The organism is Achromobacter sp. GW823-FHT04E03 (assembly GCF_058796095.1).
In genome coordinates, this window is record NZ_JBXAIJ010000003.1 from 60999 (window position 1) to 85050 (window position 24052).

A 24052-nucleotide genomic window follows, 5' to 3' on the forward strand; every position below is an offset into this window, starting at 1 on the left:
TGTCGGTTTGCGTTCAGCGCAGGCGGGGGTTCAGGGCGTCGCGCAGCCAGTCGCCCAGCAGGTTCACCACCAGCACGATCAGGCTCAGGTACAGCGCGGGAAACACCACCACCCACCACTGCCCCGAAAACAGGAACTGGTTGCCCAGGCGGATCAGCGTGCCCAGCGACGGTTCGGTGGGCGGCATGCCCACGCCCAGGAAGCTGAGCGTGGCCTCGATCAGGATCGCCAGGCCCAGGTTCAGGGTGGCCGTCACCATGACCGGCGTCAGCGTGTTGGGCAGGATGTGCGTCAGCATGATGCGCAGCGAACTCACGCGGATCAGGCGCGCCGCCTGCACGTATTCCTTGCCGCGCTCCACCAGGGCCGAAGCCCGCACCGTACGCGCGTATTGCACCCAGTTGGTCATGGAGATGGCCAGGATCAGGATCACGGCCGACAACGTTTCACGCATGCCGGGCGGCAACAGCTGGCGGAATACCGCCGTCACCAAAATCGCGACCAGGATCGTCGGGATGCTCAGCAGCGTGTCACCCAGGCGCATCAGCGCGTTGTCGACCCAGCCGCCGAAATAGCCCGCCGCCAGCCCCACCAGCAGGCCGATGGCCAGCGACAGCACCACCGTGGCCAACCCGATCACCAGCGACATGCGCGAGCCGTACAGGATGGCGGACCAGACATCGCGGCCCTGCGTGTCCGTGCCCAGCAGGAACTGCGGGTCCGAGCCGGCCTCCCACACAGGCGGCAGCTCCGCGTTCAGCAGGTCCAGCTGCGCCAGGTCGTAGGGATTCTGCGGCGCGATCCAGGGCGCGAACACGGCCAGCAGCACCACCGCCAGCAGCACGATGCCCGCGCCCATGGCCACATAGTCCTGCCTCAAACTCCACCAGAGGTCGCTCTGCAGGAAGCGGGCAAGCCGGCCCTGCCCCGTTGCGGAAAATGGCTTAGTGAGCATTGGCGCCTCCCTTGACGTGCTGGCTGCGCAGGCGCGGGTCGACCACGCCGTACATCATGTCCACCAGCGTGTTCAGCGCCACGAAAATGAAGGACACGATCACCAGATAGGCGGCCATGACGGGGATGTCCACGAACATGACCGATTGGATGAACAGCAGCCCCATGCCGGGCCACTGGAAGACCGTTTCGGTAATCAGCGCGAAGGCGATCAGGTTGCCGATCTGCATGCCGGTCACGGTGATCACCGGCATCAGGCAGTTGCGCAGAGCCAGCCGGAAATGCACGATGCGATCCGGCAGGCCGCGCGCGCGGGCGAACTTGATGAACTCGGTGCGCAGCGTCTCCAGCATCTCGGCCCGCACCAGGCGCATGATGAGCGTGATCTGGAACAGCGCCAGCGTGATGGACGGCAGCACCAGCGCGGCGCGGCCCGAGGGCGTGAGCAGGCCGGTGGTCCACCAGCCGATCTTCACCGTGTCGCCGCGCCCAAAGCCCGGCAGCCAGCCCAGCTGCACCGAGAAGATCAGGATCAGCATGATCCCGACCACGAAGCTGGGCAGCGATATGCCCAGGATGGAAACGAACTGCAGCGCCTGCGCCAGGCGCGACTTGCGGTAGATGGCGGTCAGCACGCCCAGCGGCACGCCGATGACCAGCGACAGCGGGGTCGCCATCAGGACCAGTTCGAACGTGGCGGGGAAGCGTTCGGCCACCAGCGCAAATACGTCCTGCTGGTTGCGGTAGGAAATGCCGAACTCGCCCTGCGCCGCGTTGGTCACGAAGTGCACGAACTGCATGCCCACCGAGGCGTTCAGACCCAGGCGTTCGCGCAATTCATCGCGCTGCGTCTGCGAGGCCTGCTCGTTGAGCATCATGTCGACGGGGTCGCCGACGAACCGGAAAATCACGAAGGCCATCAGCGCCACCGCCAGCATGACGCCGACCGCGTTGAAGACCCGTCTAACTATGAATGCCAGCATGTGCGGCTCCCCTTCAGACCCTAGTCATACGCAGGACCGCCGGCGGGCGGCGGTCCGCGGCGTTACTGCATGCGCACGGTCCACAGGCGCGCCTTGTTGTCCGGCATCTGCAGCACCTCGCCCACGTTCTTGCCCACGGCCCAGGCCATCGGCTGCTGGTGCAGCGGCAGGAAGCGCGCGTCGTCATGCAGCGTCTGCAGCACGTCGGCCATCATCTGCACCCGCTTGGGACGGTCCATCTCGGCCGCGGCCGCGTCGATCCTGGCGTCCAGCGCCGGATCGCCCCACTGGCCCCAGTTGAAGACGCCGGCCGGGCCGCTGCGGCTATGCATCACCTGCAAAAGGATGGACAGCGCGTCGATCTGCGGCTCGTTGGCCCAGCCGTGGATGGTGATGTCGAACTCGCCGCGCGAACGCTTGGGGTTCTGCAGGGAACGCGGCCCGCTGGCCAGCGAGGCCTTCACGCCGATGCGCGCCCACATGGAGGCGGCGGCCTGGCAGATTTCCTCCTCGTTGACGAACATGTCGTTCGAACAGAGCAACGACACCGTGAAGCCGTCCGGGTAGCCGGCCTCGGCCAGCAGCTTCTTGGCGCGCGCGGCGTCGAACGGCAGGCGCTCTTCCTGCTTGGGCTCGTAGCCCGGGATGGACGGCGCCACCAGTGCGCCCGTGGTACGCGACAGGCCGCGCATCACGCGTTTCTGGATCAGCTCCGGCGACAGCGCCATGTACAGCGCCTGGCGCACCTTCAGGTCCTTCAGCGGATTCTTGTCGGTGATGTTGGAGCCGACCAGCTTGTCGCCCAGGTTGAAGCCAAAGTACAAGGTGCGCAGCTCGGTCGAGGCCAGCACCTTGACGTTGGACGCCGCGCGCAACCGGTCCAGGTCCTGCAGCGGCGCGTTCTCGGTGAAGTTGATATCGCCCGACAGCAGCGCCGCGACCCGCGTGGGCGCGGACGCAATGGGCGTGAATTCGATGCGGTCCAGGTTGTGGCGCGGCTTGTCCCACCAGGCGGGATTGACCACCAGCACGGTGCGCGTGTCCGGACGGTACGACTCCACCTTGAAGGGGCCGGTGCCGTTGGCGTTATGCGTGGCATAGCCTTCGATCTTCTTGGCGGCGTCGGTGGGCTTCAGGCTGTTGTTGTCCACCAGCCACTGGCGGTTGAAGATGAAGATATTGGTCAGGTCGTTGAGCATCAGCGGATACGGATGCGTCATTTCGATGTCGACCGTATAGTCGTCGACCTTGCGCACCGCCTTGAAGGCCGGCAGATTGCCCTTCAGCGGCGAGGCCTCGTCCGAGACCCGCGTCATCGACGCCACCACGTCGTCCGCCGAGAACGGCGCGCCATTGTGGAACTTCACCCCCTTGCGCAAATGAAAGCGCAGCACCGTGGGCGACGGCGTCTCCCAGGACTCCGCCAGCGCGGGCGTGATGTTGAACTTGTCGTCATAACGGATCAGCGCTTCATACACATGGTTCAGGAACGCCAGGTTGAAGGTGCTGCCGTAGGAATACGGGTCCAGCGAATCCAGGTCCCGCGCCGCGCCCCACTTCAGCGTGTTGGCGGCGCTGGCCCCCGTGATGGCCGACAGCGCGATCACGGCGCCCGCGGTCCACTTGAGCAAAGTCTTCATGGCTGCAACTCTCCCTTGTGTATCGGTCTGAACTCGCCGGGGTCGGGCCCGGCGCGGTGGGTAAGGCGAAAAGACTAGGAATGCGCGCCCGGACGGATCAGCGACAACCGCTGCGCGCGCTCCAGGGACGCCAGCGCCAGCACCTGGGCCAGGGCGGCGCGATAGGAATCGATGATGGGCACGGCCGGCAGGCGCGGCAGGCTGGGCAGGTAGCCGGCCAGCGCGGCGCCCGCCACGATCACCACGTCCGCCCCCTGCGCCACTGCGGCGTCCAGCGCACGGCTGACGTGCAAGGCCGACTCGGCCGAACGCGACACGTAGTCCAGGGCATTGCCCGGCAGGGCCAGGATGCCGGCGCAGCGGGACTCCAGCCCCAACTGGCGGATCTGTTCGCGCAGCATGCCGGGCCAGCGCTGGCCCACCGTCACGATGGCGTAGCGGTCGCCGCGCTGCATGGCGCTCAGGATGGAGGCCTCGGCCATGCCCACCACGGGCACGTCCAGGCGTTCGCGCACCGCGCCGATGCCGGGTTCGCCAAAGCAGGCCAGCAGGCAGGCGTCGAATCCGCCGTCAGGCGCCTCGCCTGTCGCGCGCTCCACGACGTCCAGCACGGCATGGGCGGCAACGGCCGCCTCCGCGCGGCTGGCGATGTAGGCGGGGCCGAACCCGGCGGTGACCGCATGGATGCGGACCATGTCCCCGTAAAAGGCCTCGGCCTGGCTGGCCAGGCTGGTCGTCAGTTCGGACGTGGTGTTGCCATTGACCACCAGCAGGCGGTAAGGCGCGGAAAGGGACGGCTCGGTTGCGGCGGCCTGCGGTACAGCGGACATGGATCAGCCTTTGTGAATTTGTATACAAACAATCGAACCATTAAAGAACAATGGGATCCGTTTTGTATAAAAATTTGTATACGATTTATGTCGCCAATGTACTCCGCACAATCTCGCAGACAAGCTATCGCTAACCCTTAGCCCCGGGTGTAGTATGCTTTCCAGCACAGAGAAAAATGCGCGCCGGCAGCGCCTGCCGGACCATTCCAACACCCAGAAAAGCGCGCAGGCATAGGAGCCAACAAGAAGATGAAGTCCCTCGCGCCGGCGGCCGACGAGTCTGCCAAGAAAGACATCAGCCGCAACGAGATCGTATACAAAAATTTGCGCAGAGCCATCATCGAGCAGGCTCTGCTGCCCGGCGACAAGCTGCCCGAGGACATCATCGGCGAACGTTTCGGCGTCAGCCGGACCATCGTCCGCAGCGTCCTGACGCGCCTGTTCAGCGAAGGATTGGTGGATTTGCGGCCGAACCGCGGCGCCGCGGTGGCCCGCCCCAGCCTGGAAGAAGCGCACGACATCTTCGAGGCGCGCCGCTGCCTGGAACGCGACGTGGCGCGCCGGCTGTTGCAGCACATCACCGAGGCTGGACTGGCCAGGTTGGAACAGCACGTGGCACAGGAGGAGGAAGCCCGCAAGCGCAACAGCGCCAACGAGTCCATCCGGCTGTCAGGCGAGTTCCATATCCTGATGGCGGAGCTGTCGGGCAATGCGGTGTATGCGCGCTACGTGAACGAGATCGTGTCGCGCTGCTCGCTGATCCTGGCGCTTTACGGCCGGCCGCACTCGAGCGAATGCGCGGTCAGCGAGCACATGGAGATCGTGGCGGGCCTGCGCGCGCGCGACGAGAAGCACGTGCTGCATCTGCTGGAGCACCACCTGGAATCGGTGACCGCGCGCGCGCTGCTGACCGCGGACGGCCAGGGCGTGCGCGATATCCGCAAGATCCTGGACCGCTACGGCACCTAGGGGCGTGCGGCGTCCCCCAACGAAAAAGCGCCCGGTGAGGGCGCTTTTTTGGTTGGGGAGGCTAGATTTCGCGCTCTTCCGTCTTGAGGTTATTGTCGCGAGCGAAATCCACCACGAACTTGTACGCCAGCGGTTCCAGATCGCGCAAACGCAGATCGACCACGATCCCGCGCACGCCGTCGATCACGACGGGCAGCACATAGGGCGAATAGGTGAGGTGGTTACCGGCACAGCCGGCGGGCCGGAATTGTGCCATTACGCCGGCGAGCCGTTCCGCCCAATCGCTGGGGCGAAAGCGGCTACCGCTTTCGGTAACGCCATGAATTACGAATTGTCTGACGCGAGTTGCCATGAGTTCTTCACTACAGCGCGCCCTTCACGAAAGCCGGATCTTCGGCGTGATCAAACATGCGCCCTGCGCCGCGAATTGTATATGATTGATCCTTTGCCCTCTTTCAAAAAGCGATTCGCCTGGGAAAACGAGCTGCCGGCGCTGCCAAACCCGGCGGCATCCCACGGGGACTCCGGCTGAGTCCCGGCGCAATCCGCTTCATCCACGGGAGGATCCGCGATGACTTCGCCTCTGGCCAATATCTACGCCCGGCTGCCGGTATCGTTCACGCACGGCCAGGGCGTCTGGCTGTGGGACGCCGAAGGCCGCAAGTACCTGGACGCGCTGGCCGGCATCGGGGTGTCCTGCCTGGGCCACGCCCATCCGAAACTGGTGGCCGCCATCAGCGAGCAGGCCGCCCGCGTCATCCATACCTCGAACATCTACGAAGTGCCGCAGCAGACTGCGTTGGCCGCTCGCCTGACGCAACTGTCGGGCATGCAGGAGGTCGCATTCAACAACAGCGGCTCCGAGGCCAACGAAGCCGCGATCAAGCTGGCGCGCTATTACGCGTACCAGCGCGGCAACAAGCACGCCCACATCATCACGATGGATTCGTCCTGGCATGGCCGCACGCTGGCCACGCTGGCGGCCACGGGCAGCGAAAAGGCGCGCAAGGGCTTCGAACCCCTGCCCTCGGGCTTCATCCAGGTGCCGTACAACAGCCTGGACGCGGTGCGCGCCGCGGGCGACGCCGAGCCGCGCGTGGCCGCGGTGCTGCTGGAAGTGCTGCAGGGCGAAGGCGGCATCCGTCCCTCCGACATCGCCTATCTGCAGGAAGTGCGCCGGCTGTGCACCGAGCGCGGCTGGCTGCTGATGATCGACGAAGTCCAGTCCGGCATCGGCCGCACCGGCAAATGGTTCGCCCACCAGTGGGCCGATATCGTCCCCGACGTCATGACGCTGGCCAAGGGCCTGGCGGGCGGCGTGCCCATCGGCGCCATGCTGGCCGCCGGCCCGGCCGCGGGCGTATTCACGCCAGGCAGTCATGGCACCACCTTCGGCGGCGGCCCGCTGGTCTGTGCGGCCGGGCTGGCCGTGCTGGATGCGCTGGAATCCGAAAACCTGCTCGCCAACGCCCACGATGTAGGCAATCACCTGAAAGCCGCCCTGGCCGATGCGCTGGCCGGCGTCGCGGGCGTCACCGACATCCGCGGCCGCGGCCTGATGCTGGGCATCGAGCTGGCGCGCCCCTGCGGCGTGCTGGCCCTGCGCGCCATGCAGGCCGGCCTGCTCATCAACGTCACGCGCGACCGCGTGATCCGCATGCTGCCGCCACTGATCCTCAACCGCGACGAAGCCGACCGCATCGTCGCCATCCTGGTTCCGCTCATCCAGGAATTCCTGGCCGAAACACCATAAAATCAACGTCCCGCCCGGGCCATGAGCCTGGCCGGGCCCCATGACCTGCGACATCACCATGACACCTCCCACGACTCAAAACGGCCCGCTGCGGCACTTCCTGCAGTTCAAGGACTTCTCGTCCGCCGAGATCGCCTACGTGCTGGACCGCGCGCGCCTGATCAAGGACAAGTTCAAACGCTACGAACCCCACATGCCGCTGCACGACCGCACGCTGGCAATGGTGTTTGAAAAGGCCAGCACGCGCACCCGCGTGTCGTTCGAGGCCGGCATGTACCAGATGGGAGGTTCGGTCATCAACCTGACCTCCAACGATTCGCAGCTGGGCCGCTCCGAGCCCATCGAAGACACCGCGCGCGTCATCTCGCGCATGGTCGACATCGTCATGATCCGCACGTTCGAGCAGACCCGCATCGAGCGCTTCGCCTCGCACTCGCGCGTGCCGGTGATCAACGGCCTGACCAACGAATTCCACCCCTGCCAGATCCTGGCGGACATCTTCACCTACATCGAGCACCGCGGCCCCATCGCCGGCAAGACGGTGGCCTGGGTGGGCGATGCCAACAACATGGCCTACACCTGGCTGCAAGCCGCGGAAATGCTGGGCTTCACGCTGCACGTGTCCACCCCGGCCGGGTACGAGCTCGAAGCCTCGCGCATCGGCACGCCGCCCGCCACGGTGCTGCGCCAGTTCAAGGATCCCATGGAAGCCTGCAAGGGCGCGCACCTGGTCACCACCGACGTCTGGACCAGCATGGGCTATGAAGCCGAAAACGAAGAGCGCCGCGCCGCTTTCGCCGACTGGTGCGTGGACGCCGAAATGATGGCCGCCGCCGATCCCCAGGCCGTGTTCATGCACTGCCTGCCCGCTCACCGCGGCGAGGAAGTCACCGGCGAAGTCATCGACGGCCCGCAAAGCGTGGTCTGGGACGAAGCCGAAAACCGCCTGCACGTGCAGAAGGCGCTGATGGAATTCCTGCTGCTGGGCCAGATCAAGTAACACCGCCCCCAGACGGAAAAGCCTGCGCATCGTGCGATGCGCAGGCTTTTTTCATGGGCGCGGCAGGCCCGCCTTCGAATCCGATGGATGCGGCGGACGCCGCGCAATTACAGAATCCGTTTGAACATGGTCCGGCGCGTATTGCGGAACGACGGACGCACACGGCCGCTCCAGTCGCTGGCGCGCACCGCCAGCCAGGGCGGGCTGCCAAAGGTTTCGCGCGTGTGCAGGTCGTAGCAGGCCAGATAGCGCGGCGACTCGTCGCGGCACTCATAGCGCATGGCGCGCACCGTGCCAGGCACCGATGCCAGGCCCGGCAGGTGCTCCTGGTCGTACCAGGCATTCAGGTCGGCGTCGGCCTCGGGCAGCACGTCGGTTTCGACGATGTAATGCCACGGCGCGTCCTGCCCCGCCGAAGCGCCTGCCAGGTCCAGCGTCAGGTGCAGCACGCGGCTGTGCGCGCCCGGGAAGCTCTCGGCCAGGCGCGCCTGCGCTTCGGGCAGAGCCGCCGCCGATCCGCGCAGATAGACGTAGGTTTCGTCCTCTTCCACGGCGGCGTACGCGGCGGCGCGCAGGCCTTCCAATCCCTGGGTCAAGGTCTGTTCAAGTTCGCGTGCGCGCGGTTCGTCGAAGCGCTCGCCCAGCGACACCAGCAATACGGTTTCCTGCACTCCAGTCTCCTTTAATGTCCTACGCGCAAGGCCACCAGGAAGCGCGACACCATGTTGTACGCGCCCACGGTCGCCGCCAGTTCCACCAACTGCGTGTCATCGTAGCGCGCGCGCAGCGGCGCGAACACGGCGTCCGGCACCTCGATGTCGCGCGTCATGGCGTCCGTCAACGCCAGCACTTCGGCCTCGCCGGCTTCCAGGCCTTGCAGTTCCGACGGCGCCGGACCGCCGCGCAACGCGTCCACCAGCGCCTGCGGCATGCCGGCAGCCAGCGCGTGCGGCACATGCGCCTCGAACTCGTACGGTGCGTTGTTCAAGGTCGCCACGCGCAGGATGATCAGCTCGCGCAGACGCGGCGGCACCGCCGTGTTCAGGCGGATCGCGGTCAGCATGGCTTCCCAGCCCTGGACCACGGCCGGACTGTTCAACAGCACCTGGTACAGCGGCGAGATGCGCCCCCGCGCAGCCGATATCCGCGCCTCGATCGCGGCCAGTTCCGGGCGGCTGCCCGGCGTCACCAGCCCTACTCTGCATGCGTTCATCTTCACTCCGGACGGATGTTCTTGCGCTGGATCAGCGAGGTCCACTTTTCGCGGTCGGACGCGATCAGGGCAGCCAGTTCCTGCGGGCTGCCGGGAGCGGCCTGGGCCCCGAACTTCTCCAGGCGGGCGCGCACGCTCTCCGTGTTCAGCGCGGCGCGCACGGCCTGGTTGAGCTTGTCGATCGTGGCCGGCGGCGTGGCGGCGGGCGCGACGATGCCGTACCAGTTGTTGGACTCCACGCCGGCGATGCCCTGCTCCGCCAGGGTCTTGACCTCGGGCAGCAGCGGATGGCGGGTCGGCGCGGCGATGCCCAGGGGCTTCAACTTGCCGCCCTGGATATGGCCGATCAGGCCCGGCACGTCGCCGAAGAAGCCGGACACCTGGTTGCCCATCACGTCATTGATGACCGGCGCCGCGCCCTTGTATGGCACGTGCATCACGTTCGCCTTGCTGGAATCGGCGAACATTTCCAGGGTCAGGTGGGGAATGCTGCCGATGCCCGACGAGCCGATCGCGACCGATTGCGAGGCGGCCTGCGACTTCTTGACGAAGTCCGCCGCGTCGACCGCCGGATTGGACGGATTGACCACGAACACCGTGGCGTTGTTGACCACCTTGGACACCGGCGCGAAATCGCGCACGGGGTCATACGGCAGGTCCTTGTACAGCGCCGGGCTGATCGCGACCGCGCCCACGCTGGTCAGGAATAGCACCGAGCCGTCGGCGGGCGCCTTGGCCACGTAGGCCGCGGCGATGTTGCCGTTGGCGCCGGCCTTGTTCTCCACGATGACCTGCTGCTTGAGCTCCTTGCCCAATTGCTCGGCCAGCACCCGGCCGACCAGATCCACCGGCCCGCCAGGCGGGAAGGCAATGATGAGGCGCACCGGCCCATCGGCATGGGCGGATCCCAGGGCGGCCAGGCTCAGCAGGCCGGCGGACAGTATTTTCTTGAACATGGTGTCTCCTGATTGAATGGAATTTTCTTGTCGTTCGCGCGCCGCCTCATGGCGGCGGCGTTTGCCGCGCCTACTCGAATCCGTACAGCCGCGCCGGGTTGTCCACCAGGATGCGCTGGCGCAAGGCCGCATCGGGACAAGCTTCAAAAAACAGGTCGACCAGCTCGCCGTCGTCGGGCATATCGCCCGCCACGTTCGGATGCGGCCAGTCCGTGCCCCACAGGCAGCGATCGGGCAACGCCTCGGCCAGCGCGCGCACAAAGGGCAGGCCCTCCGCGAACGGCCGCTTGCCCGATGCGATGCGGTCGATGCCCGACACCTTGACCCAGGCCTGCGGCACCTGCGCCAATCCCAGCAGCGCCTGCATCGCAGGCGACGCCAAGCCATCGCCCGCCTTCAACCGCCCCATGTGGTCGACCACGAAGGGCAGCGGCAGCGCGGCCAGGCGCGGCAGCAGCTCCGGCAGCATCGCGCCGTCCAGATGCAGGCACAGATGCCAGCCCAACGGCGCGATTAGCGCCACGACCCGGTCGAAGACAGCGGGATCCGGCGCGCCGCCCAAATGCGGCACGAAGTTGAAACGGGCCGCGCGCACGCCGCCCTCATGCAATTGCCTGACGCCGGCCTCGGTCGCATCCGCTCCCAGCAGCGCCACGCCGCGATAGCGGCCGCCGCTTTGGGCCAGCGCGTCCAGCAAGGCGCGGTGATCCGAGCCATGGCAATTGGCCTGAACCACCACCGCGCGCTCCACACCCAGGCGACTGTGCAGCGCCGCCATGGCTTGGTAAGGCGCATCCGGCGGCGTGTACGAGCGCCCCTCGGCGTACGGAAACACGTCGGCCGGCCCGAACACGTGGCAATGCGCATCGCAGGCGCCCGGCGGCAAGGCGTGGCGGGGACGGGACGGCGCGGCTAGCGGAGGACGGCAATCGGGCACGGGCGGGTTCCTGCGTTGAAAACGCCATGGTCCCGGATTGCCCGCCGCCCAACAATGCTATATCTTTGATTTCAGATATAGATTTTCCAAATATCCGATGGACCTCAAGCAGATCGAATACTTCCTGCGCGTGGCCGAGAGGCGCAGCTTCTCGCGCGCGGCCGAAATGCTGGACGTGGCGCAACCCACGCTCAGCCGCCAGGTCCGCCTGCTGGAACTGGAACTCGGCCAGCATCTGCTCTACCGTAACGGCCGCGGCGCCGAACCCACCGAAGCCGGCCTGCGCTTCCTGGAGCATGCCCGCGCCCTGCTGACCCTGGCCGAACGCGCCAAGGAGGACCTGCAGACCCTGCGCGAGACGCCCACGGGCAAGGTCGTGGTGGGCCTGCCGCCCCGCATCGCGCGCGTGCTCACGCCCCCGCTGGTGCAGGCCTTCCGCCGCAGCTTCCCCGAGGCCTCCATCGCCGTTGCTGAAGGCCTCAGCGCCCAGGTGCGCGAATGGCTGCTGGCCGGCCGCGTCGACCTGGCCCTGCTCTACGACCCCGCGCCCTCGCCCCAGTTGGCCTACGAATCGCTGTTCCGCGAGGACCTGGTGCTGGTGGCCGCGGCCGGCCACCAGCCCGCGCTGCCCCCGCGCGTCACCGTGGCCCAACTGGGCGACTACCCGCTGGTGGTGCCCAGCCTGCCCAACGCCATCCGCACCCTGGTCGAAAGCGTGTGCCGCGCCCAGGGCGTGCGTCTGACCATCGCCGTCGAGGTGGACGCCGTCCAGACCATCGTCGAACTGGCCGCCCAGGGCGACGCCTACGCCATCCTGCCGCGCTCGGCCGCACGCGGCCCGGCGGCGGAACATGAGCTGTCGTTGTGCGACATCGTCGACCCGACCATCACCAATGATCTGGTGCTGGCCAGCGCCCGCCACCGCCCCGCCACCCGGCTGGCCGCCGCCACCGCGCTCCTGATCCGCCAGCTGGAGCTGCCGGCCCTGTTCGCCCCGGCGGCCCGACCGCGGCAAAAGAGTTAAAATAGCGTCCGTTTCTCTTGTTTGGCGGCTAGCAGCTGTCAAAGTCTGCTGTCCAAGTCCTGTTGGCGTCTCACTTCAAACAATGACCACTATCCTCCCGAACCTTCCCACCGGCCAGAAGGTCGGCATCGCCTTCTCCGGCGGCCTCGACACCAGCGCAGCGCTCCTCTGGATGCGCAACAACGGCGCCATCCCCTACGCCTACACCGCGAACCTGGGCCAGCCCGACGAGTCCGACTACGACGAGATCCCGCGCAAGGCCATGGCCTACGGCGCTGAAAAGGCCCGCCTGATCGACTGCCGCGCGCAGATGGTGGCCGAAGGCATCGCCGCCCTGCAATCGGGCGCGTTCCACATCTCGACCGCCGGCATCACCTACTTCAACACCACCCCGATCGGCCGCGCAGTGACCGGCACGATGCTGGTGGCCGCCATGAAGGAAGACGACGTCAACATCTGGGGCGACGGCAGTACCTTCAAGGGCAACGACATCGAGCGCTTCTACCGCTACGGCCTGCTGACCAACCCGGACCTGAAGATCTACAAGCCCTGGCTGGACCAGCGCTTCATCGACGAGCTCGGCGGCCGTTCGGAAATGTCCGAGTACATGCGCCAGGCCGGCTTCGACTACAAGATGTCGGCTGAAAAGGCCTACTCCACCGACTCCAACCTGCTGGGCGCCACCCACGAAGCCAAGGACCTGGAGCACCTGAACTCCGGCATCCGCATCGTCAAGCCCATCATGGGCGTCGCCTTCTGGCGCGACGACGTCGCCGTCAAGGCCGAGGAAGTCACCGTCCGCTTCGAGGAAGGCCACCCGGTCGCCCTGAACGGTGTGGAATACAGCGACCCCGTCGAACTGATGCTCGAAGCCAACCGCATCGGCGGCCGCCACGGCCTGGGCATGAGCGACCAGATCGAAAACCGCATCATCGAAGCCAAGAGCCGCGGCATCTACGAAGCCCCGGGCCTGGCCCTGCTGTTCATCGCCTACGAGCGCCTGGTCACCGGCATCCACAACGAAGACACCATCGAGCAGTACCGCGAAAGCGGCCGCAAGCTCGGCCGCCTGCTGTACCAGGGCCGTTGGTTCGACCCGCAAGCCATCATGCTGCGCGAAGCCGCCCAACGCTGGGTCGCCCGCGCCGTCACCGGCGAAGTCACCATCGAACTGCGCCGCGGCAACGACTACTCGCTGCTGAACACGGAATCGCCCAACCTGACATACGCCCCCGAGCGCCTGTCCATGGAAAAGGTCGAAAACGCCCCGTTCACGCCCGCGGACCGCATTGGCCAGCTCACCATGCGCAACCTCGACATCGTCGACACCCGCGGCAAGCTCTTCACCTACGTGAAGACCGGCCTGCTCGCCTCCTCCGGCAGCTCGCTGCCGCAGCTGAGCGACGAAGGCAAGAAGAAGTAATTCTTCAACGCCATGAACCAGAAAGCCCTTCGGCACGCCGAAGGGCTTTTTGTTTGGCGAAGAGCGATCGGGCGCCAACCTCGATGAGAGCGAGCCCACTAAAGACAGTCACGACCAGCGCGCAGCGTCATCACCTACCGCAAGACACCGCGTAAGCCCCCAAAGGCCGCCTGCGCGGCCGGCCGGGGGCGAGCCCCGCAAGATCGTCCACCACACCCCACCCTAGGCGAGAACGCCAAGCACACCGCCCTCCCCAGCAACGGGACACATTCAGCCGCCCCATGCGTCAACAGAATGCAAATCACCACCAAGGAGCAAGCAAGAGCCTAGAGCTCCACCTGCATCCCCATCTCCACCACCCGATTAGCCGGAATCTTGAAGAACTTGGTACTCCGAGTAGAGTTCCGCGCCATGAACGAAAACACCGCCCGCCGCCAGCGCCACAGCGCCGGCTTCTTCGCCGCCACCACCGTCTGCCGCGACAGGAAGTAGGAAGTCCGCATCGGCTCCAGATCGATCTCCGGATACGCCTCGGCCACCAGCCGCAGCGCCTCCGGCACATCCGGATCTTCCTTGAAGCCGTAGTTGATCGTCGCCTGCCAACTGGACGCCGACAGCTTGGTCACGGAGAAGCGCTCCTCGGGCGAAACATAGGGCACGTCCGCCACCAGGATGGTCAGGAACAGCACATGGTCATGCAGCACCTTGTTGTGCTTCAGGTTGTGCAGCAGCGCCGGCGGCACATTGCCCGAGTTCATCGTCATGAAGATGGCCGTGCCCGGCACGCGCGACGGCGGGTACTCTTCGAGCTGCGCCATGAATTCCTTGAGCGGCTGGCGGTCCCGCTGCTGCATCTCCGACAGCAGCCGGCGGCCGCGGCGCCACGTCATCATCAGCGTGAACACCACGATCGCCACCAGCAGCGGCAGCCAGCCACCCTCGTGGATCTTGAACACGTTGGCCGAGAACAGCAGCACATCGAACAACAGCAACAGGCCCAGCGCCACCATCCACAACACACGCTTGATGCCGGTCGAACCGCGCGGCAACACCGCGAAAGCCAGCACCGACGTCGTGAACATCGTCCCCGTGACCGCGAAGCCATAAGCGGCAGCCAGGTTGTCCGAATTGCGGAACAGCAGGACCAGGATCAGCACCGCGCACAGCAGCAGCGCATTGACCTGCGGCAGATAGATCTGGCCCTTCTCGATGGCCGACGTATGCAGGATCTGCATGCGCGGCCAGAAACCCAGCTGCACCGCCTGGCGCGTGACCGAATAAGCGCCCGAAATCACCGCCTGCGACGCCACGATGGTCGCGATGGTGGCCAAGGCCACCAGCGGGGCCAGCCCCCATTCCGGCGCCATCATGAAGAACGGATTGCGGATCGCGGTCGGATCGCGCAACAACAACGCGCCCTGGCCGAAATAGCACAGCGTCAGGGCCGGCAGCACCATGCTGAACCAGGCGCGGCGGATCGCCGGACGGCCGAAGTGGCCCATGTCGGCATACAGCGCCTCGGCGCCGGTCAAGGCCAGCACCACCGCCCCCAGCAGCACGAAACTGATCCACGGGAACTCGACGATGAAACGCAAACCCCACATCGGATTCAAGGCCCGCAGCACTTCCGGCGTCTGCCAGATCTGCCAGCCGCCCAGCGCCGCCAGCGTGCCGAACCACAACAGCATCACCGGACCGAACAGCTTGCCCATGGCGCCCGTGCCGTGCGACTGGATCGCGAACAGCGCAATCAGCACCACCAGGGACAGCGGCACGACCCAGGCATCCAGCTGATGCGACACGATGCCTATCCCTTCGAGCGCCGACAGCACTGAAATGGCTGGCGTGATCATGCTGTCGCCGTAGAACAGCGCCGCGCCGAAAATTCCCAGCACGATCAGCACCCAGCGCAGCTTGCCTTCACGCCCGCGCACCGCCAGTTCCAGCAAGGCCAGCGTGCCGCCCTCACCGCGGTTGTCGGCGCGCAGCACCAGCGTCACGTACTTGAACGACACCACCACCATCAGCATCCAGAACAGGATGGACAGCACGCCCAGCAGGTGGGCAGGCTCCAGGTCGGTGTGCACGCTCAGTCCCGTCAGACAGGCCCGCAGCGTATACAAGGGACTGGTGCCGATATCGCCGTACACCACGCCCAGCGCCCCCATGATGAGGGCGGCCCGCGACGATGGCGCGTGCCCGCCGAGTGTTTGCCCGTTGGACGACGAAGGAACGCTGGCCGAACCTTGGCTCATGATGTAGGTTCTTGACGAGTAAGTTGGGCGCCCTTGCGGGGGCCGGGAAACACGACGGACAGCCGTGTTCCTGAAAAGTCCGGACGGCTGGTGAGTTTCCACCAGGCGCCATGCGCGTGCGCGATTTCCCGCACGATGGCAAGTCCCAGGCCCGACCCGCCCGCGGTCGCGGTGGGAGAACGGTAGAAGGCCTCGAACACCCGTTCGCGCTCATCGGGAGAAATGCCCGGCCCATCGTCCTCCACGGTCAGCGAAGGCGGATTGGCGCCGACGATCAGCGTGATGCGGCCGGTCTTGTTGCCATAGCGCAGCGCGTTGTCGATGAGATTGCCCAGCAGTTCGGCCAGCAGCAAGGGATCGGCGTCGATCCAGATAGGCGCGTCCGGCGCGACCAGATCCAGCTCGTAGTGCGCCTCGCGCACCCGCGGAAACCATTCCGCTCCGTTCGCCCGCACCCATTCGCAAAGGTCGATGCGCACGAAGCTGTCCTGCGGACGGGCGTTAGGATCGGCGCGCGCCAGAACCAGCAACTGCTGCCCCAGGCGGATCATGCGGTCGCTCACCGCCTTGATGCGTTCGGCCCGCGCGCGCACGTCGTCGGGCAAGGGGCGCGCCAGCATCAATTCCGACTCCAGGCGCAACCCCGACAAAGGCGTGCGCAGCTGGTGCGCCGCATGGCCGATGAAGCGGCGCTGCGCCGCCAGCGAGGCATCCAGGCGCAGCAGCAGATCATTGGTGTGCGTGACCAGTGGCTCGATTTCGACCGGCACGCCGGCCACTTCCAGTGGCTGCATGTCGTCGATGGAGCGTTGCCGGATCTCTTCGGACAGGTGGTTGACCGACCGCAGCCCCGAACGCACGCCCTGCATCACCACCCAGGTGAACAGCGCGATCAACGCGACCTGCCCCACCACCATCAGCCAGAAGAAATCTTCCAGCATCCAGAGCGACATGTCGATCTTGTGCGTGATGACCCAGGTGGCCGCCAAGTCCAACAGGACCAGCAGGAGGATCGGCGGCATCAGGCGGATGACCAGATGCCGCGCCAGCGAACGGGAGGGAAGCAAGGGGCGGGAAACCGGAGTAGCGGTAGGAGTGCGTTCCTGCATCATGACGCAATGCCCTCGCCTAGGCGTATGGATGCGCGCGGCCGGTGCGACGCGGCCGCAGCCGGCCCGTCAGGCCGTTTCCACATCCAGCATGTAGCCAAAGCCGCGCACCGTTTGAATGCTGGCACCAGTGCCTTCCAGGCGCTTGCGCAGGCGGTACACGTAGACTTCGACGGCGTTTTCGCTGAAATCGGCATCCCAGGCCGACAGCGAGTTCACGATCTGGCGCTTGGTCACGACGCGACCGACACGGGCCATCAGCATTTCCAGCACGGAAAGCTCGCGCACCGACAGCGACAGGCGCTGGCCATTGGCGCGGACTTCGCGGCCAACGGTGTCGAACACCAGCGGGCCGACTTCAATCAGGGGCTGCGCCTGGCCGGCGCGGCGCCGGCCGAAGGCGCGCACGCGCGCCGCCAGCTCGGGCAGTTCGAAAGGTTTGGTGACGTAGTCGTCCGCCCCGGCGTCCAGGCCGGCGACGCGGTCCTCGATGCCATCGCGGGCGGTGAGGATCAACACGGGAACCTGGTTGCCGTCCTGGCGCAATTGCCGCAGCACGTCCAGCCCGCTCATGCCCGGAAGGTTGAGGTCGAGCAGCATGAGGTCGTAAGGCTGACCCGCCAAGGCGCCCAGAACCCGGTCGCCCTCGGTCAGCCAGTCGACCGCATAGCCTTGGTCGGCCAGAAATTCCTGGAGCGCGTGGCCCAGGGTGGTGTCGTCTTCGATTACCAGAACTCGCATGCGGCGATTCTAGCGCGATCCCGGCCGGAACGGGGCGCGAAATGCGCCCCGGGGCCGGGAAGCGTTCAAGGTGCGGACGGAGCCGGGGCGGCCCCGGCCGCAGCGGGCGCTGCTGAGCCGGCGACGCCGCCGGACGGAGGCGTGGTCACGAACCCGATGCGCGTCATGCCCGAACGGCGGGCCGAAGCCATGACCTTGGCCAGGGTCTCGTAACGCGTGTTCTGGTCCGCGCGGATGCGGATCTCGGGTTGCGGCTTGGTGCCGGCGATCGACTTGAAACGGTTGGGCAGGTCATCGATATTGACCGGCTTCTCGTCCCAGAACAGCGCCCCGCTGGCATCGATGGCCAGGTCGACGGTCTTGGGTTCTTCCTCGATCTGCTCGGCGGCCACCTGGGGCATGTTGATCTTGATCGAATGCGCCAGCAGCGGCGCGGTGATGATGAAGATCACCAGCAGCACCAGCATCACGTCGATCAGGGGCACCATATTGATCTCGGAAACCGTATGGCTTCCGGATCCCTTGCCCTCGAAGCTGCCAAAGGCCATTATTCGCTCCCGCGTTGAGCCGCAGCGCCGTTGCCGTTCTGGCGGCGCAGGGCGCGCACCTTGCCGTCGGACAGAGCGACCTGCTGGCCGGTGGTCAGGAACGCGAACAAGTCATGCGCAAAGGCATCCAGGCGCGACAGGAACACGCGGTTGTTGCGCACGAAGGTGTTGTAGGCCAGCACCGCGGGAATGGCGACCGCCAGGCCCAGGCCCGTCATGATCAGCGCTTCGCCCACCGGACCGGCGATGCGGTTGATGGTCACGCCGTCGGACAGGCCGATGCCGACCAGAGCATGGTACACGCCCCACACCGTGCCGAACAGGCCCACGAACGGCGCCGTCGAACCCACCGAAGCCAGCACGGTCAGGCCGTTTTCCAGCTTCGCGGTTTCTTCGTCGATGACCTTGCGCATGGTGCGCGTGACGAAATCGGAGTTGCTGCCCGACTCTTCAAGCTTGGTCGCGCCGAACTTGTTGTGATGCGCCTGCGCATGCATGGCGTGACTGGCCAGGTGCGAGAACGGATCGCGCGCGCCATGCGTGACAATTTCGTTTTCGACCTGTTCGAGCGAGCTGGCGTTCCAGAACTTGTTCAGGAAGTCCGCGGAGCGCTTGCGCATGCTGACGTTGCTCGCGACCTTGACCAGGATCAGGTACCAGGTCACAAGCGACATCAGGATCAGGATGATGAACAGGCCCTTGCCGACGAAGTCGCTTTGCGCGATGAAGTGCATGAAGCCCATGTCGGGGACCGCGGCGGGGGCCGGCGCGGCAGGCAGCGCCGAGGGCAGCGCGGCGGCGGCGCCGTGCAGCGCGTCGGCCGATTGCTGGACAGCGCCGGCGGCTTGCTGAGCCGTGGCACCGACCGCCGAGGCGGCTTGTTGAGCTGCGGGCGCGGCCGCAGCCGCGGCAGGCGCAGCGGCGGCGGCAGCCGGCGCTGCCGGGCTGGTGGTCGCCTGCGCCACCAGGGTGGCGCTATGCAGTGCGTTGGACATCTCAGTTCCTCATTACGAAATCGAACGGAATTTTGGCTTTGGCGGGATAGGCCACGCCGTTACGGGTATACGGTTTGAAACGACCCTTGCGGGCGGCTGCCAGCGCCGATTCGTCCAGGCGCGGAAAGCCCGAGGACGCATCGATGGTTGCCCGCTCGACCAGCCCCTGGGTGTTGATCTCGACCAGCACCACCACGCGGCCCTCTTCCCGCATGCGGCGCGATGCCATCGGGTAATTGGGCATGGGGCGCGCCCCCTGGAATTCGATGCTGGATACCAGCACCGGCTGATCCGGCGGCGGCCCTTGCTGCGGCCCTTGCGGCGCCTGCGTGCCTTCGGGCGCGCCACTGGGCGGCGCCTTTGGCGCTTCCGGCTTGGGCTCGACCTTGACGTCCTGCTTGGGCTCGGGTTTGGGTTTAGGCTTGGGTGGCGGCTTGGGCTTGGGTTTGGGCGCCGGCATCGGCGGCTTTTCAACCACCGGTTCCGGTTCGGGTTCAGGTTCCGGCTCGGGCTTGAGTTCAGGCTCCGGTTCGGGCTCGACCTCGGGCTGCGGCGGCTCGGGCGGCGTTTCCGTCACCGGCTGCGGCTCCTCGGGAGTGGGCTCGGCCTTGGCGATCTGGGGAATGGGCGCATCCACCACGCTCACCATGATGGCTTCGGGTTCTTCGAGTTCAGGACGATTCTCGGGTGCCATGAAGATGGCGCCTACCACTGCCGCATGCAGCGCCAGGACCGTCAGGCCAGCGCCTGCGCGTATACCGAATGAAGAGCGCGAAGAAGAATTCCAACCGCGTTGAAAACTAGGCATGAATCAGCCAGGGTGCATTGACTTATCCGGCCAGCCAGGAAAGACGCACACGCGATGGCGACGCCGGCTGACCGGTACAAGCCCACAATAATATCTTAAATGCGAATGATTCGCACGTCCTATTTCATCTGATCCCGTCCTACATTTCTGAGCGAGATCAACTGGCACGAGCGATGCGGCGCGCGCAAAACAAAAAACCCGCCACCATGACGTGTGCGGGTTTTGTGTGGAGCGCATATCGGAGCTTTTGGTGGGTGCTACAGGGGTCGAACCTGTGACCTACGCCTTGTAAGGGCGCCGCTCTACCAACTGAGCTAAGCACCCATTTTGATGCAGCCTCAAGACGAAATTCGCGAAAAATCCGTACAAGCAACTGCCAACCGGGGCACTCAAAAGCAATACGCGGGCCGGAGTATACCGGACCGCGCAGTTGTGGGCAAATCGCCAGGCCTGAATGCCTGCGACCCGCCCGCCGTCCATTAGTTGACGGCGTCCTTCAGGGCCTTGCCCGGACGGAACTTCGGCACCTTGGCCTTCTTGATCTTGATGGTTTCGCCAGTGCGCGGATTACGGCCGGTGCGCGCGGCGCGAGCCGACACAGCGAACGTGCCAAAGCCAACCAACGTAACCGTACCGCCCTTCTTCAGGGTGGTCTTGACGGCACCGATCAGGGCGTCGAGCGAGCGACCAGCGGCGGCCTTGGAGATGTCGGCCTTGCTGGCGATGTGATCGATGAGTTCGGTTTTGTTCATTCAGGTGTACCCCTCACAAGGTATGGAGTCTGCCGGAGTGCAGTTCATGGCCGTCATGATGGACGCCGCAGAAGACGCAAAACCGACAAACGACGAACAGACAGTGGATAAACTTTTTTCTTGCGCTGCGAAGCACAACTTTTAAACTGCTGCGCCGCCTGGATTCAATGGCAAATTGCCTTCAAATCACCAGCGACGCAGACGTGTATTAGGCCTTGGCGTGGCGCGGCTGTCAAGCGAAAACCTCACCACAACCCGCGTCAATACTAGCTTTTAGACCGTTTCGCAATAAACAGAAACACGCATTTCGGGGTTTGCGCGACACCCTCGAACGCGATCGTTAACTTGCGTCAGACATCGGCCCATCGACGCAGCAAATTGTGATAAATGCCGGTGAGTTGCACGATGGAGGGATGCCCCGCGGCATCCTGATTCAAGCGCTGTATGGCCACATCCATGTCCAGCAGCAGTGCGCGCTGGCTGTCTTCGCGCACCAGGCTCTGCATCCAGAAGAACGACGATACGCGCGCGCCCCGCGTCACCGGATTGACCTTATGCAGGCTGGTGCCCGGGTACAGCACCATATGCCCTGCGGGCAGCTTCACTGCGCGCGGACCATAGGTGTCGTCGATGACCAGCTCGCCGCCATCGTAGGAATCGGGCTCGGAAAAGAACAGCGTGGCCGAGAGGTCCGTGCGCACGCGCTCAGCCGTGCCGGCGATGCCGCGCACCGCATTGTCCACGTGATAGCCGAATGCCTCCCCGCCCTCATAGCGATTGAACAAGGGCGGAAAGATCTTGCGCGGCAGCGCGGCCGACATGAACAGGTTGTTGGCCGCCAGGCGCTGCAGGATCAGGTTGCCCAACTCCTGCGCCAGGGGATGCTGCTCCGGCAGTTGGCGATTGCGCTTGACCTCGGCCGACTGATAGCCGGCGGTGACCTTGCCGTCGACCCAATCGGCGGCGTCCAGGCGGCGCCGGATCTCGGCCGCCTCTTCTGGCGTGAAAACTTCTGCGATCTGTATGAGCATGGGCGCTATCCCGATTGCGTTGCAGGCGCGCCCGGCCACCGGTCGCGCGCGTGCCGCATTATCCCTGCAGGCAGCCGTTGAGCGCCTGATCGAAATCAAACAGCAGATCGGCCTCGTCTTCGATGCCCACGGACACGCGGATGAGACTGTCCGCGATGCCCATCTGCTTGCGGCGCTCGGCGCCCATCTCGTAATAGATGGTGTGGGCGGCAGGCAGCGCCAGGCTGCGCGTATCGCCCAGGTGAGTCGCCATCAGCACGATGCGCAGGCGGTTCAGGAAATCAAAGCAGTCCACCCCGTCCGCCAGTTCGACGCCCAACAGGCCGCCGAAGCGCGAGCCGAACAACGCCGCCGCGCGCGCATGCTGCGGATGGCTGGCCAGCCCGGGGTAATGCACCTTGGCCACGCCCGGATGATCCTCAAGGAAGCGCGCCAGCGCCAACGCGTTGGCGCAGTGCTTGGCCATGCGCAGGGCCAGGGTCTCGGCGCCTACCGCGATGCGGTGCGCAGGCTCGGCTGCCAGGGTCCCGCCCATGTCGCGCAGGCCCTTCTTCTTGACCTGCGTGAGCCCCCAACTGGTGGACGGTCCCTTGCGATAGGCCTCGTAGATGTTCGCGTAATTCGACCAGTCATACAGCCCCGTGTCCGTGACGGCGCCGCCCAACGCATTGCCATGGCCGCCGATGTACTTGGACAGCGAGTTCATCACCAGGGACGCCCCGACCGAGACAGGCCGGAACATCCAGGGCGAGGTCAGCGTATTGTCGACCACGTAGACCAGGCCCTTCTCGCGGCAGATTTCTCCAATCACGGCCAGGTCAGCAACCTGCGTGCCCGGATTGGCGATGGTCTCGGTGAAAACCATGCGGGTGTTGGGCTGGATCGCCGCACGCACCTGCGCCGAATCCGTCGCGTCCACGAAGGTGATTTCCACCCCCAGTTCCAGCAGCGTGCCCAGCAGGCTGTTGGTGTTGCCAAACACGAACTGGCTGGACACCAGATGGTCGCCTCGGCGCAGCAGCGTGGTGAAGATGGCGGCCAGCGCCGCCATGCCGGTCGCGAAGCTGACCGTGCCCTTGCCGCCTTCCATCTGGTTGACCTTGGCCTCCAGCGCGGTGGTGGTGGGCGTGCCTTGGCGGGCGTAGGTAAAGCCGGCCTTGCCCTGAAAGACCGCGGCCAGCTCACGGGCGTCTTCGTAGGCGAACTCCGAGGACGGATGCATGGGCTTGTGCACCGCTCCGTGCTCGACGGATTGCTTGCGGTCGGAATGGAGGATCGTGGTGGTAAAGCCGTTCTGGTGCATGATGGGCTGACGCGAAGAGGATATGGTCTACAAGATAGGTAAGACGGATGAATCAGGAACGGCGCTGGCGCACGGTTTCATAGAGGCAGACGGCGCTGGCCACGCTGACGTTCAGGCTTTCCACCGAACCCAGCATGGGGATGTTCACCAGTTGATCGCAGGTTTCCCGCGTCAGGCGACGCATGCCCTCGCCTTCCGCCCCCATGACCCAGGCCATGGGCTGGCGCGCATCGATCTGATGCATGCTGTCGGTGGCCTGGTCGTCGGTGCCCACCAGCCACACGCCGCGGTCCTTCAGGTTGCGCATGGTGCGCGCCAGGTTGGTCACCATCAGATAGGGCACGGTATCGGCCGCGCCGCAAGCCACTCGCTGCACGGTTGCGTTCAAGCCGACGGCCCGGTCGCGCGGCGCGATGACGGCGTGCACGCCGGCGGCATCCGCGGTACGCAGGCAGGCGCCCAGGTTGTGGGGATCGGTCACGCCATCCAGGATCAACAGCAGCGGCGGGCCTTCGATGACATCGAGTACCTCATCCACGTCCACCGCCAGTTGTCGCTCTTCGGCCAGCGCCACCACGCCCTGATGGCGGGTGCCGCGGGACAGGCCGTCCAGGCGCTCCATGGGGACCGGATGCAGGCGGCAGCCCGCTTTTTCGGCCTGCTCGATGAACGTCTGCATCCGCTTGTCGCGGCGCGACGCCTCTACATAGATTTCCTTGATCGAGTCGGGCGCGTGGCGCAGCCGCGCAACAACCGCGTGAAACCCGGCCAGGACTTGGGTCGACGCCATAAATGCAATACCTTTAGATAAACGAATACCCGCCCCAG

At 65.7% G+C, this 24052-nt stretch carries 24 protein-coding genes and 1 tRNA gene; 5 read left to right on the top strand and 20 right to left on the bottom strand.

Going from position 1 to position 24052, the window contains the following annotated elements:
* Positions 1–13: 13 nt before the first annotated feature.
* From AC1RHV_RS19850 to AC1RHV_RS19865, 4 genes are all read right to left on the bottom strand, one after another.
* Entirely contained in the window at positions 14–955 is a 942-nt protein-coding gene (locus AC1RHV_RS19850; RefSeq protein WP_054451142.1) for an ABC transporter permease, read from the bottom strand.
* A complete protein-coding gene (locus AC1RHV_RS19855) occupies positions 945–1937 on the bottom strand; it encodes an ABC transporter permease (protein ID WP_492301821.1) in 993 nt (330 codons plus the stop codon). Before AC1RHV_RS19855 ends, AC1RHV_RS19850 begins: the two co-directional genes overlap by 11 nt.
* 62 nt (positions 1938–1999) lie before the next feature.
* Complete coding sequence (locus AC1RHV_RS19860; protein WP_119450508.1) at positions 2000–3577, bottom strand: ABC transporter substrate-binding protein; 1578 nt, start codon at positions 3575–3577, stop codon at positions 2000–2002.
* A 74-nt stretch (positions 3578–3651) separates the two neighbouring features.
* Positions 3652–4407 (bottom strand): aspartate/glutamate racemase family protein, encoded by a 756-nt coding sequence (locus AC1RHV_RS19865; RefSeq protein ID WP_054451139.1) that lies wholly within the window; start codon positions 4405–4407, stop codon positions 3652–3654.
* Between the two features lie 249 nt (positions 4408–4656).
* Here AC1RHV_RS19865 and AC1RHV_RS19870 point away from each other — a divergent pair, with 249 nt between their 5' ends.
* The gene (locus tag AC1RHV_RS19870) at positions 4657–5376 is read left to right on the top strand and encodes a GntR family transcriptional regulator (RefSeq protein WP_054451138.1); all 720 of its coding nucleotides are present in this window, start codon (positions 4657–4659) and stop codon (positions 5374–5376) included.
* 61 nt (positions 5377–5437) lie between these two features.
* Here AC1RHV_RS19870 and AC1RHV_RS19875 read toward each other — a convergent pair whose 3' ends face one another.
* On the bottom strand, positions 5438–5728 hold the full coding sequence (locus AC1RHV_RS19875; RefSeq protein WP_013392635.1) for a DUF3579 domain-containing protein: 291 nt from the start codon (positions 5726–5728) through the stop codon (positions 5438–5440).
* A gap of 219 nt (positions 5729–5947) precedes the next feature.
* Between AC1RHV_RS19875 and AC1RHV_RS19880 the strand changes: the two genes are divergently transcribed.
* Positions 5948–7129 (top strand): aspartate aminotransferase family protein, encoded by a 1182-nt coding sequence (locus tag AC1RHV_RS19880; RefSeq protein ID WP_492301823.1) that lies wholly within the window; start codon positions 5948–5950, stop codon positions 7127–7129.
* A 58-nt stretch (positions 7130–7187) separates the two neighbouring features.
* Complete coding sequence (gene argF / locus AC1RHV_RS19885) at positions 7188–8129, top strand: ornithine carbamoyltransferase (RefSeq protein WP_054451338.1); 942 nt, start codon at positions 7188–7190, stop codon at positions 8127–8129.
* A gap of 107 nt (positions 8130–8236) precedes the next feature.
* On the opposite strand, the gene AC1RHV_RS19890 is transcribed toward argF, so the two are convergent.
* From AC1RHV_RS19890 to AC1RHV_RS19905, 4 genes are all read right to left on the bottom strand, one after another.
* Positions 8237–8800, bottom strand: coding sequence for a DUF4286 family protein (locus tag AC1RHV_RS19890; RefSeq protein WP_175162639.1), 564 nt, complete (start codon positions 8798–8800; stop codon positions 8237–8239).
* Positions 8801–8811: 11 nt separating this feature from the next.
* Positions 8812–9342 (bottom strand): carboxymuconolactone decarboxylase family protein, encoded by a 531-nt coding sequence (locus AC1RHV_RS19895; protein ID WP_054451135.1) that lies wholly within the window; start codon positions 9340–9342, stop codon positions 8812–8814.
* A gap of 2 nt (positions 9343–9344) precedes the next feature.
* Positions 9345–10298 (bottom strand): Bug family tripartite tricarboxylate transporter substrate binding protein, encoded by a 954-nt coding sequence (locus tag AC1RHV_RS19900; RefSeq protein WP_119450511.1) that lies wholly within the window; start codon positions 10296–10298, stop codon positions 9345–9347.
* Between the two features lie 70 nt (positions 10299–10368).
* Positions 10369–11235, bottom strand: a complete 867-nt coding sequence (locus tag AC1RHV_RS19905; RefSeq protein ID WP_175162637.1) for an amidohydrolase family protein — start codon at positions 11233–11235, stop codon at positions 10369–10371.
* A gap of 97 nt (positions 11236–11332) precedes the next feature.
* Between AC1RHV_RS19905 and AC1RHV_RS19910 the strand changes: the two genes are divergently transcribed.
* Together AC1RHV_RS19910 and argG are read left to right on the top strand one after the other, a co-directional pair.
* Positions 11333–12259 carry a LysR family transcriptional regulator gene (locus tag AC1RHV_RS19910; RefSeq protein ID WP_175181686.1) on the top strand — a complete coding sequence of 309 codons (927 nt, stop codon included), beginning with the start codon at positions 11333–11335 and terminating at the stop codon, positions 12257–12259.
* A gap of 82 nt (positions 12260–12341) precedes the next feature.
* Complete coding sequence (gene argG / locus AC1RHV_RS19915; RefSeq protein WP_013392627.1) at positions 12342–13682, top strand: argininosuccinate synthase; 1341 nt, start codon at positions 12342–12344, stop codon at positions 13680–13682.
* A 326-nt stretch (positions 13683–14008) separates the two neighbouring features.
* Here argG and AC1RHV_RS19920 read toward each other — a convergent pair whose 3' ends face one another.
* The 11 genes from AC1RHV_RS19920 to rlmB form a co-directional block, all read right to left on the bottom strand.
* Entirely contained in the window at positions 14009–15937 is a 1929-nt protein-coding gene (locus tag AC1RHV_RS19920) for a potassium transporter Kup (protein WP_054451132.1), read from the bottom strand.
* Positions 15934–17049, bottom strand: coding sequence for a sensor histidine kinase (locus tag AC1RHV_RS19925; protein WP_225589140.1), 1116 nt, complete (start codon positions 17047–17049; stop codon positions 15934–15936). The genes AC1RHV_RS19920 and AC1RHV_RS19925 overlap by 4 nt, the downstream gene beginning before the upstream one ends.
* A gap of 66 nt (positions 17050–17115) precedes the next feature.
* A complete protein-coding gene (locus AC1RHV_RS19930) occupies positions 17116–17787 on the bottom strand; it encodes a response regulator transcription factor (RefSeq protein WP_006218435.1) in 672 nt (223 codons plus the stop codon).
* A gap of 65 nt (positions 17788–17852) precedes the next feature.
* Positions 17853–18335: an ExbD/TolR family protein gene (locus AC1RHV_RS19935; RefSeq protein ID WP_054451131.1), complete on the bottom strand. Its 483-nt coding sequence runs from the start codon at positions 18333–18335 to the stop codon at positions 17853–17855.
* Positions 18335–19330 (bottom strand): MotA/TolQ/ExbB proton channel family protein, encoded by a 996-nt coding sequence (locus AC1RHV_RS19940; protein ID WP_054451130.1) that lies wholly within the window; start codon positions 19328–19330, stop codon positions 18335–18337. Before AC1RHV_RS19940 ends, AC1RHV_RS19935 begins: the two co-directional genes overlap by 1 nt.
* A gap of 1 nt (position 19331) precedes the next feature.
* Positions 19332–20138, bottom strand: coding sequence for an energy transducer TonB (locus tag AC1RHV_RS19945; RefSeq protein ID WP_054451129.1), 807 nt, complete (start codon positions 20136–20138; stop codon positions 19332–19334).
* A 248-nt stretch (positions 20139–20386) separates the two neighbouring features.
* Positions 20387–20462: transfer RNA gene (locus AC1RHV_RS19950), tRNA-Val, on the bottom strand.
* Positions 20463–20617: 155 nt separating this feature from the next.
* On the bottom strand, positions 20618–20890 hold the full coding sequence (locus AC1RHV_RS19955; protein WP_003812968.1) for an HU family DNA-binding protein: 273 nt from the start codon (positions 20888–20890) through the stop codon (positions 20618–20620).
* Between the two features lie 350 nt (positions 20891–21240).
* On the bottom strand, positions 21241–21921 hold the full coding sequence (locus tag AC1RHV_RS19960; protein ID WP_119450515.1) for a Fe2+-dependent dioxygenase: 681 nt from the start codon (positions 21919–21921) through the stop codon (positions 21241–21243).
* Positions 21922–21979: 58 nt separating this feature from the next.
* On the bottom strand, positions 21980–23224 hold the full coding sequence (locus AC1RHV_RS19965) for a cystathionine gamma-synthase family protein (protein ID WP_054451127.1): 1245 nt from the start codon (positions 23222–23224) through the stop codon (positions 21980–21982).
* Between the two features lie 52 nt (positions 23225–23276).
* Complete coding sequence (gene rlmB, locus AC1RHV_RS19970) at positions 23277–24014, bottom strand: 23S rRNA (guanosine(2251)-2'-O)-methyltransferase RlmB (RefSeq protein WP_492301828.1); 738 nt, start codon at positions 24012–24014, stop codon at positions 23277–23279.
* Between the last annotated feature and the right edge of the window lie 38 nt (positions 24015–24052).

Coding starts and splice junctions, on each gene's coding strand:
- AC1RHV_RS19850 (WP_054451142.1), bottom strand. CDS start 955: ATGCTCACTAAGCCATTTTCCGCAACGGGGCAGGGCCGGCTTGCCCGC.
- AC1RHV_RS19855 (WP_492301821.1), bottom strand. CDS start 1,937: ATGCTGGCATTCATAGTTAGACGGGTCTTCAACGCGGTCGGCGTCATG.
- AC1RHV_RS19860 (WP_119450508.1), bottom strand. CDS start 3,577: ATGAAGACTTTGCTCAAGTGGACCGCGGGCGCCGTGATCGCGCTGTCG.
- AC1RHV_RS19865 (WP_054451139.1), bottom strand. CDS start 4,407: ATGTCCGCTGTACCGCAGGCCGCCGCAACCGAGCCGTCCCTTTCCGCG.
- AC1RHV_RS19870 (WP_054451138.1), top strand. CDS start 4,657: ATGAAGTCCCTCGCGCCGGCGGCCGACGAGTCTGCCAAGAAAGACATC.
- AC1RHV_RS19875 (WP_013392635.1), bottom strand. CDS start 5,728: ATGGCAACTCGCGTCAGACAATTCGTAATTCATGGCGTTACCGAAAGC.
- AC1RHV_RS19880 (WP_492301823.1), top strand. CDS start 5,948: ATGACTTCGCCTCTGGCCAATATCTACGCCCGGCTGCCGGTATCGTTC.
- argF (WP_054451338.1), top strand. CDS start 7,188: ATGACACCTCCCACGACTCAAAACGGCCCGCTGCGGCACTTCCTGCAG.
- AC1RHV_RS19895 (WP_054451135.1), bottom strand. CDS start 9,342: ATGAACGCATGCAGAGTAGGGCTGGTGACGCCGGGCAGCCGCCCGGAA.
- AC1RHV_RS19900 (WP_119450511.1), bottom strand. CDS start 10,298: ATGTTCAAGAAAATACTGTCCGCCGGCCTGCTGAGCCTGGCCGCCCTG.
- AC1RHV_RS19910 (WP_175181686.1), top strand. CDS start 11,333: ATGGACCTCAAGCAGATCGAATACTTCCTGCGCGTGGCCGAGAGGCGC.
- argG (WP_013392627.1), top strand. CDS start 12,342: ATGACCACTATCCTCCCGAACCTTCCCACCGGCCAGAAGGTCGGCATC.
- AC1RHV_RS19920 (WP_054451132.1), bottom strand. CDS start 15,937: ATGAGCCAAGGTTCGGCCAGCGTTCCTTCGTCGTCCAACGGGCAAACA.
- AC1RHV_RS19925 (WP_225589140.1), bottom strand. CDS start 17,049: ATGATGCAGGAACGCACTCCTACCGCTACTCCGGTTTCCCGCCCCTTG.
- AC1RHV_RS19930 (WP_006218435.1), bottom strand. CDS start 17,787: ATGCGAGTTCTGGTAATCGAAGACGACACCACCCTGGGCCACGCGCTC.
- AC1RHV_RS19935 (WP_054451131.1), bottom strand. CDS start 18,335: ATGGCCTTTGGCAGCTTCGAGGGCAAGGGATCCGGAAGCCATACGGTT.
- AC1RHV_RS19940 (WP_054451130.1), bottom strand. CDS start 19,330: ATGTCCAACGCACTGCATAGCGCCACCCTGGTGGCGCAGGCGACCACC.
- AC1RHV_RS19945 (WP_054451129.1), bottom strand. CDS start 20,138: ATGCCTAGTTTTCAACGCGGTTGGAATTCTTCTTCGCGCTCTTCATTC.
- AC1RHV_RS19955 (WP_003812968.1), bottom strand. CDS start 20,890: ATGAACAAAACCGAACTCATCGATCACATCGCCAGCAAGGCCGACATC.
- AC1RHV_RS19960 (WP_119450515.1), bottom strand. CDS start 21,921: ATGCTCATACAGATCGCAGAAGTTTTCACGCCAGAAGAGGCGGCCGAG.
- AC1RHV_RS19965 (WP_054451127.1), bottom strand. CDS start 23,224: ATGCACCAGAACGGCTTTACCACCACGATCCTCCATTCCGACCGCAAG.
- rlmB (WP_492301828.1), bottom strand. CDS start 24,014: ATGGCGTCGACCCAAGTCCTGGCCGGGTTTCACGCGGTTGTTGCGCGG.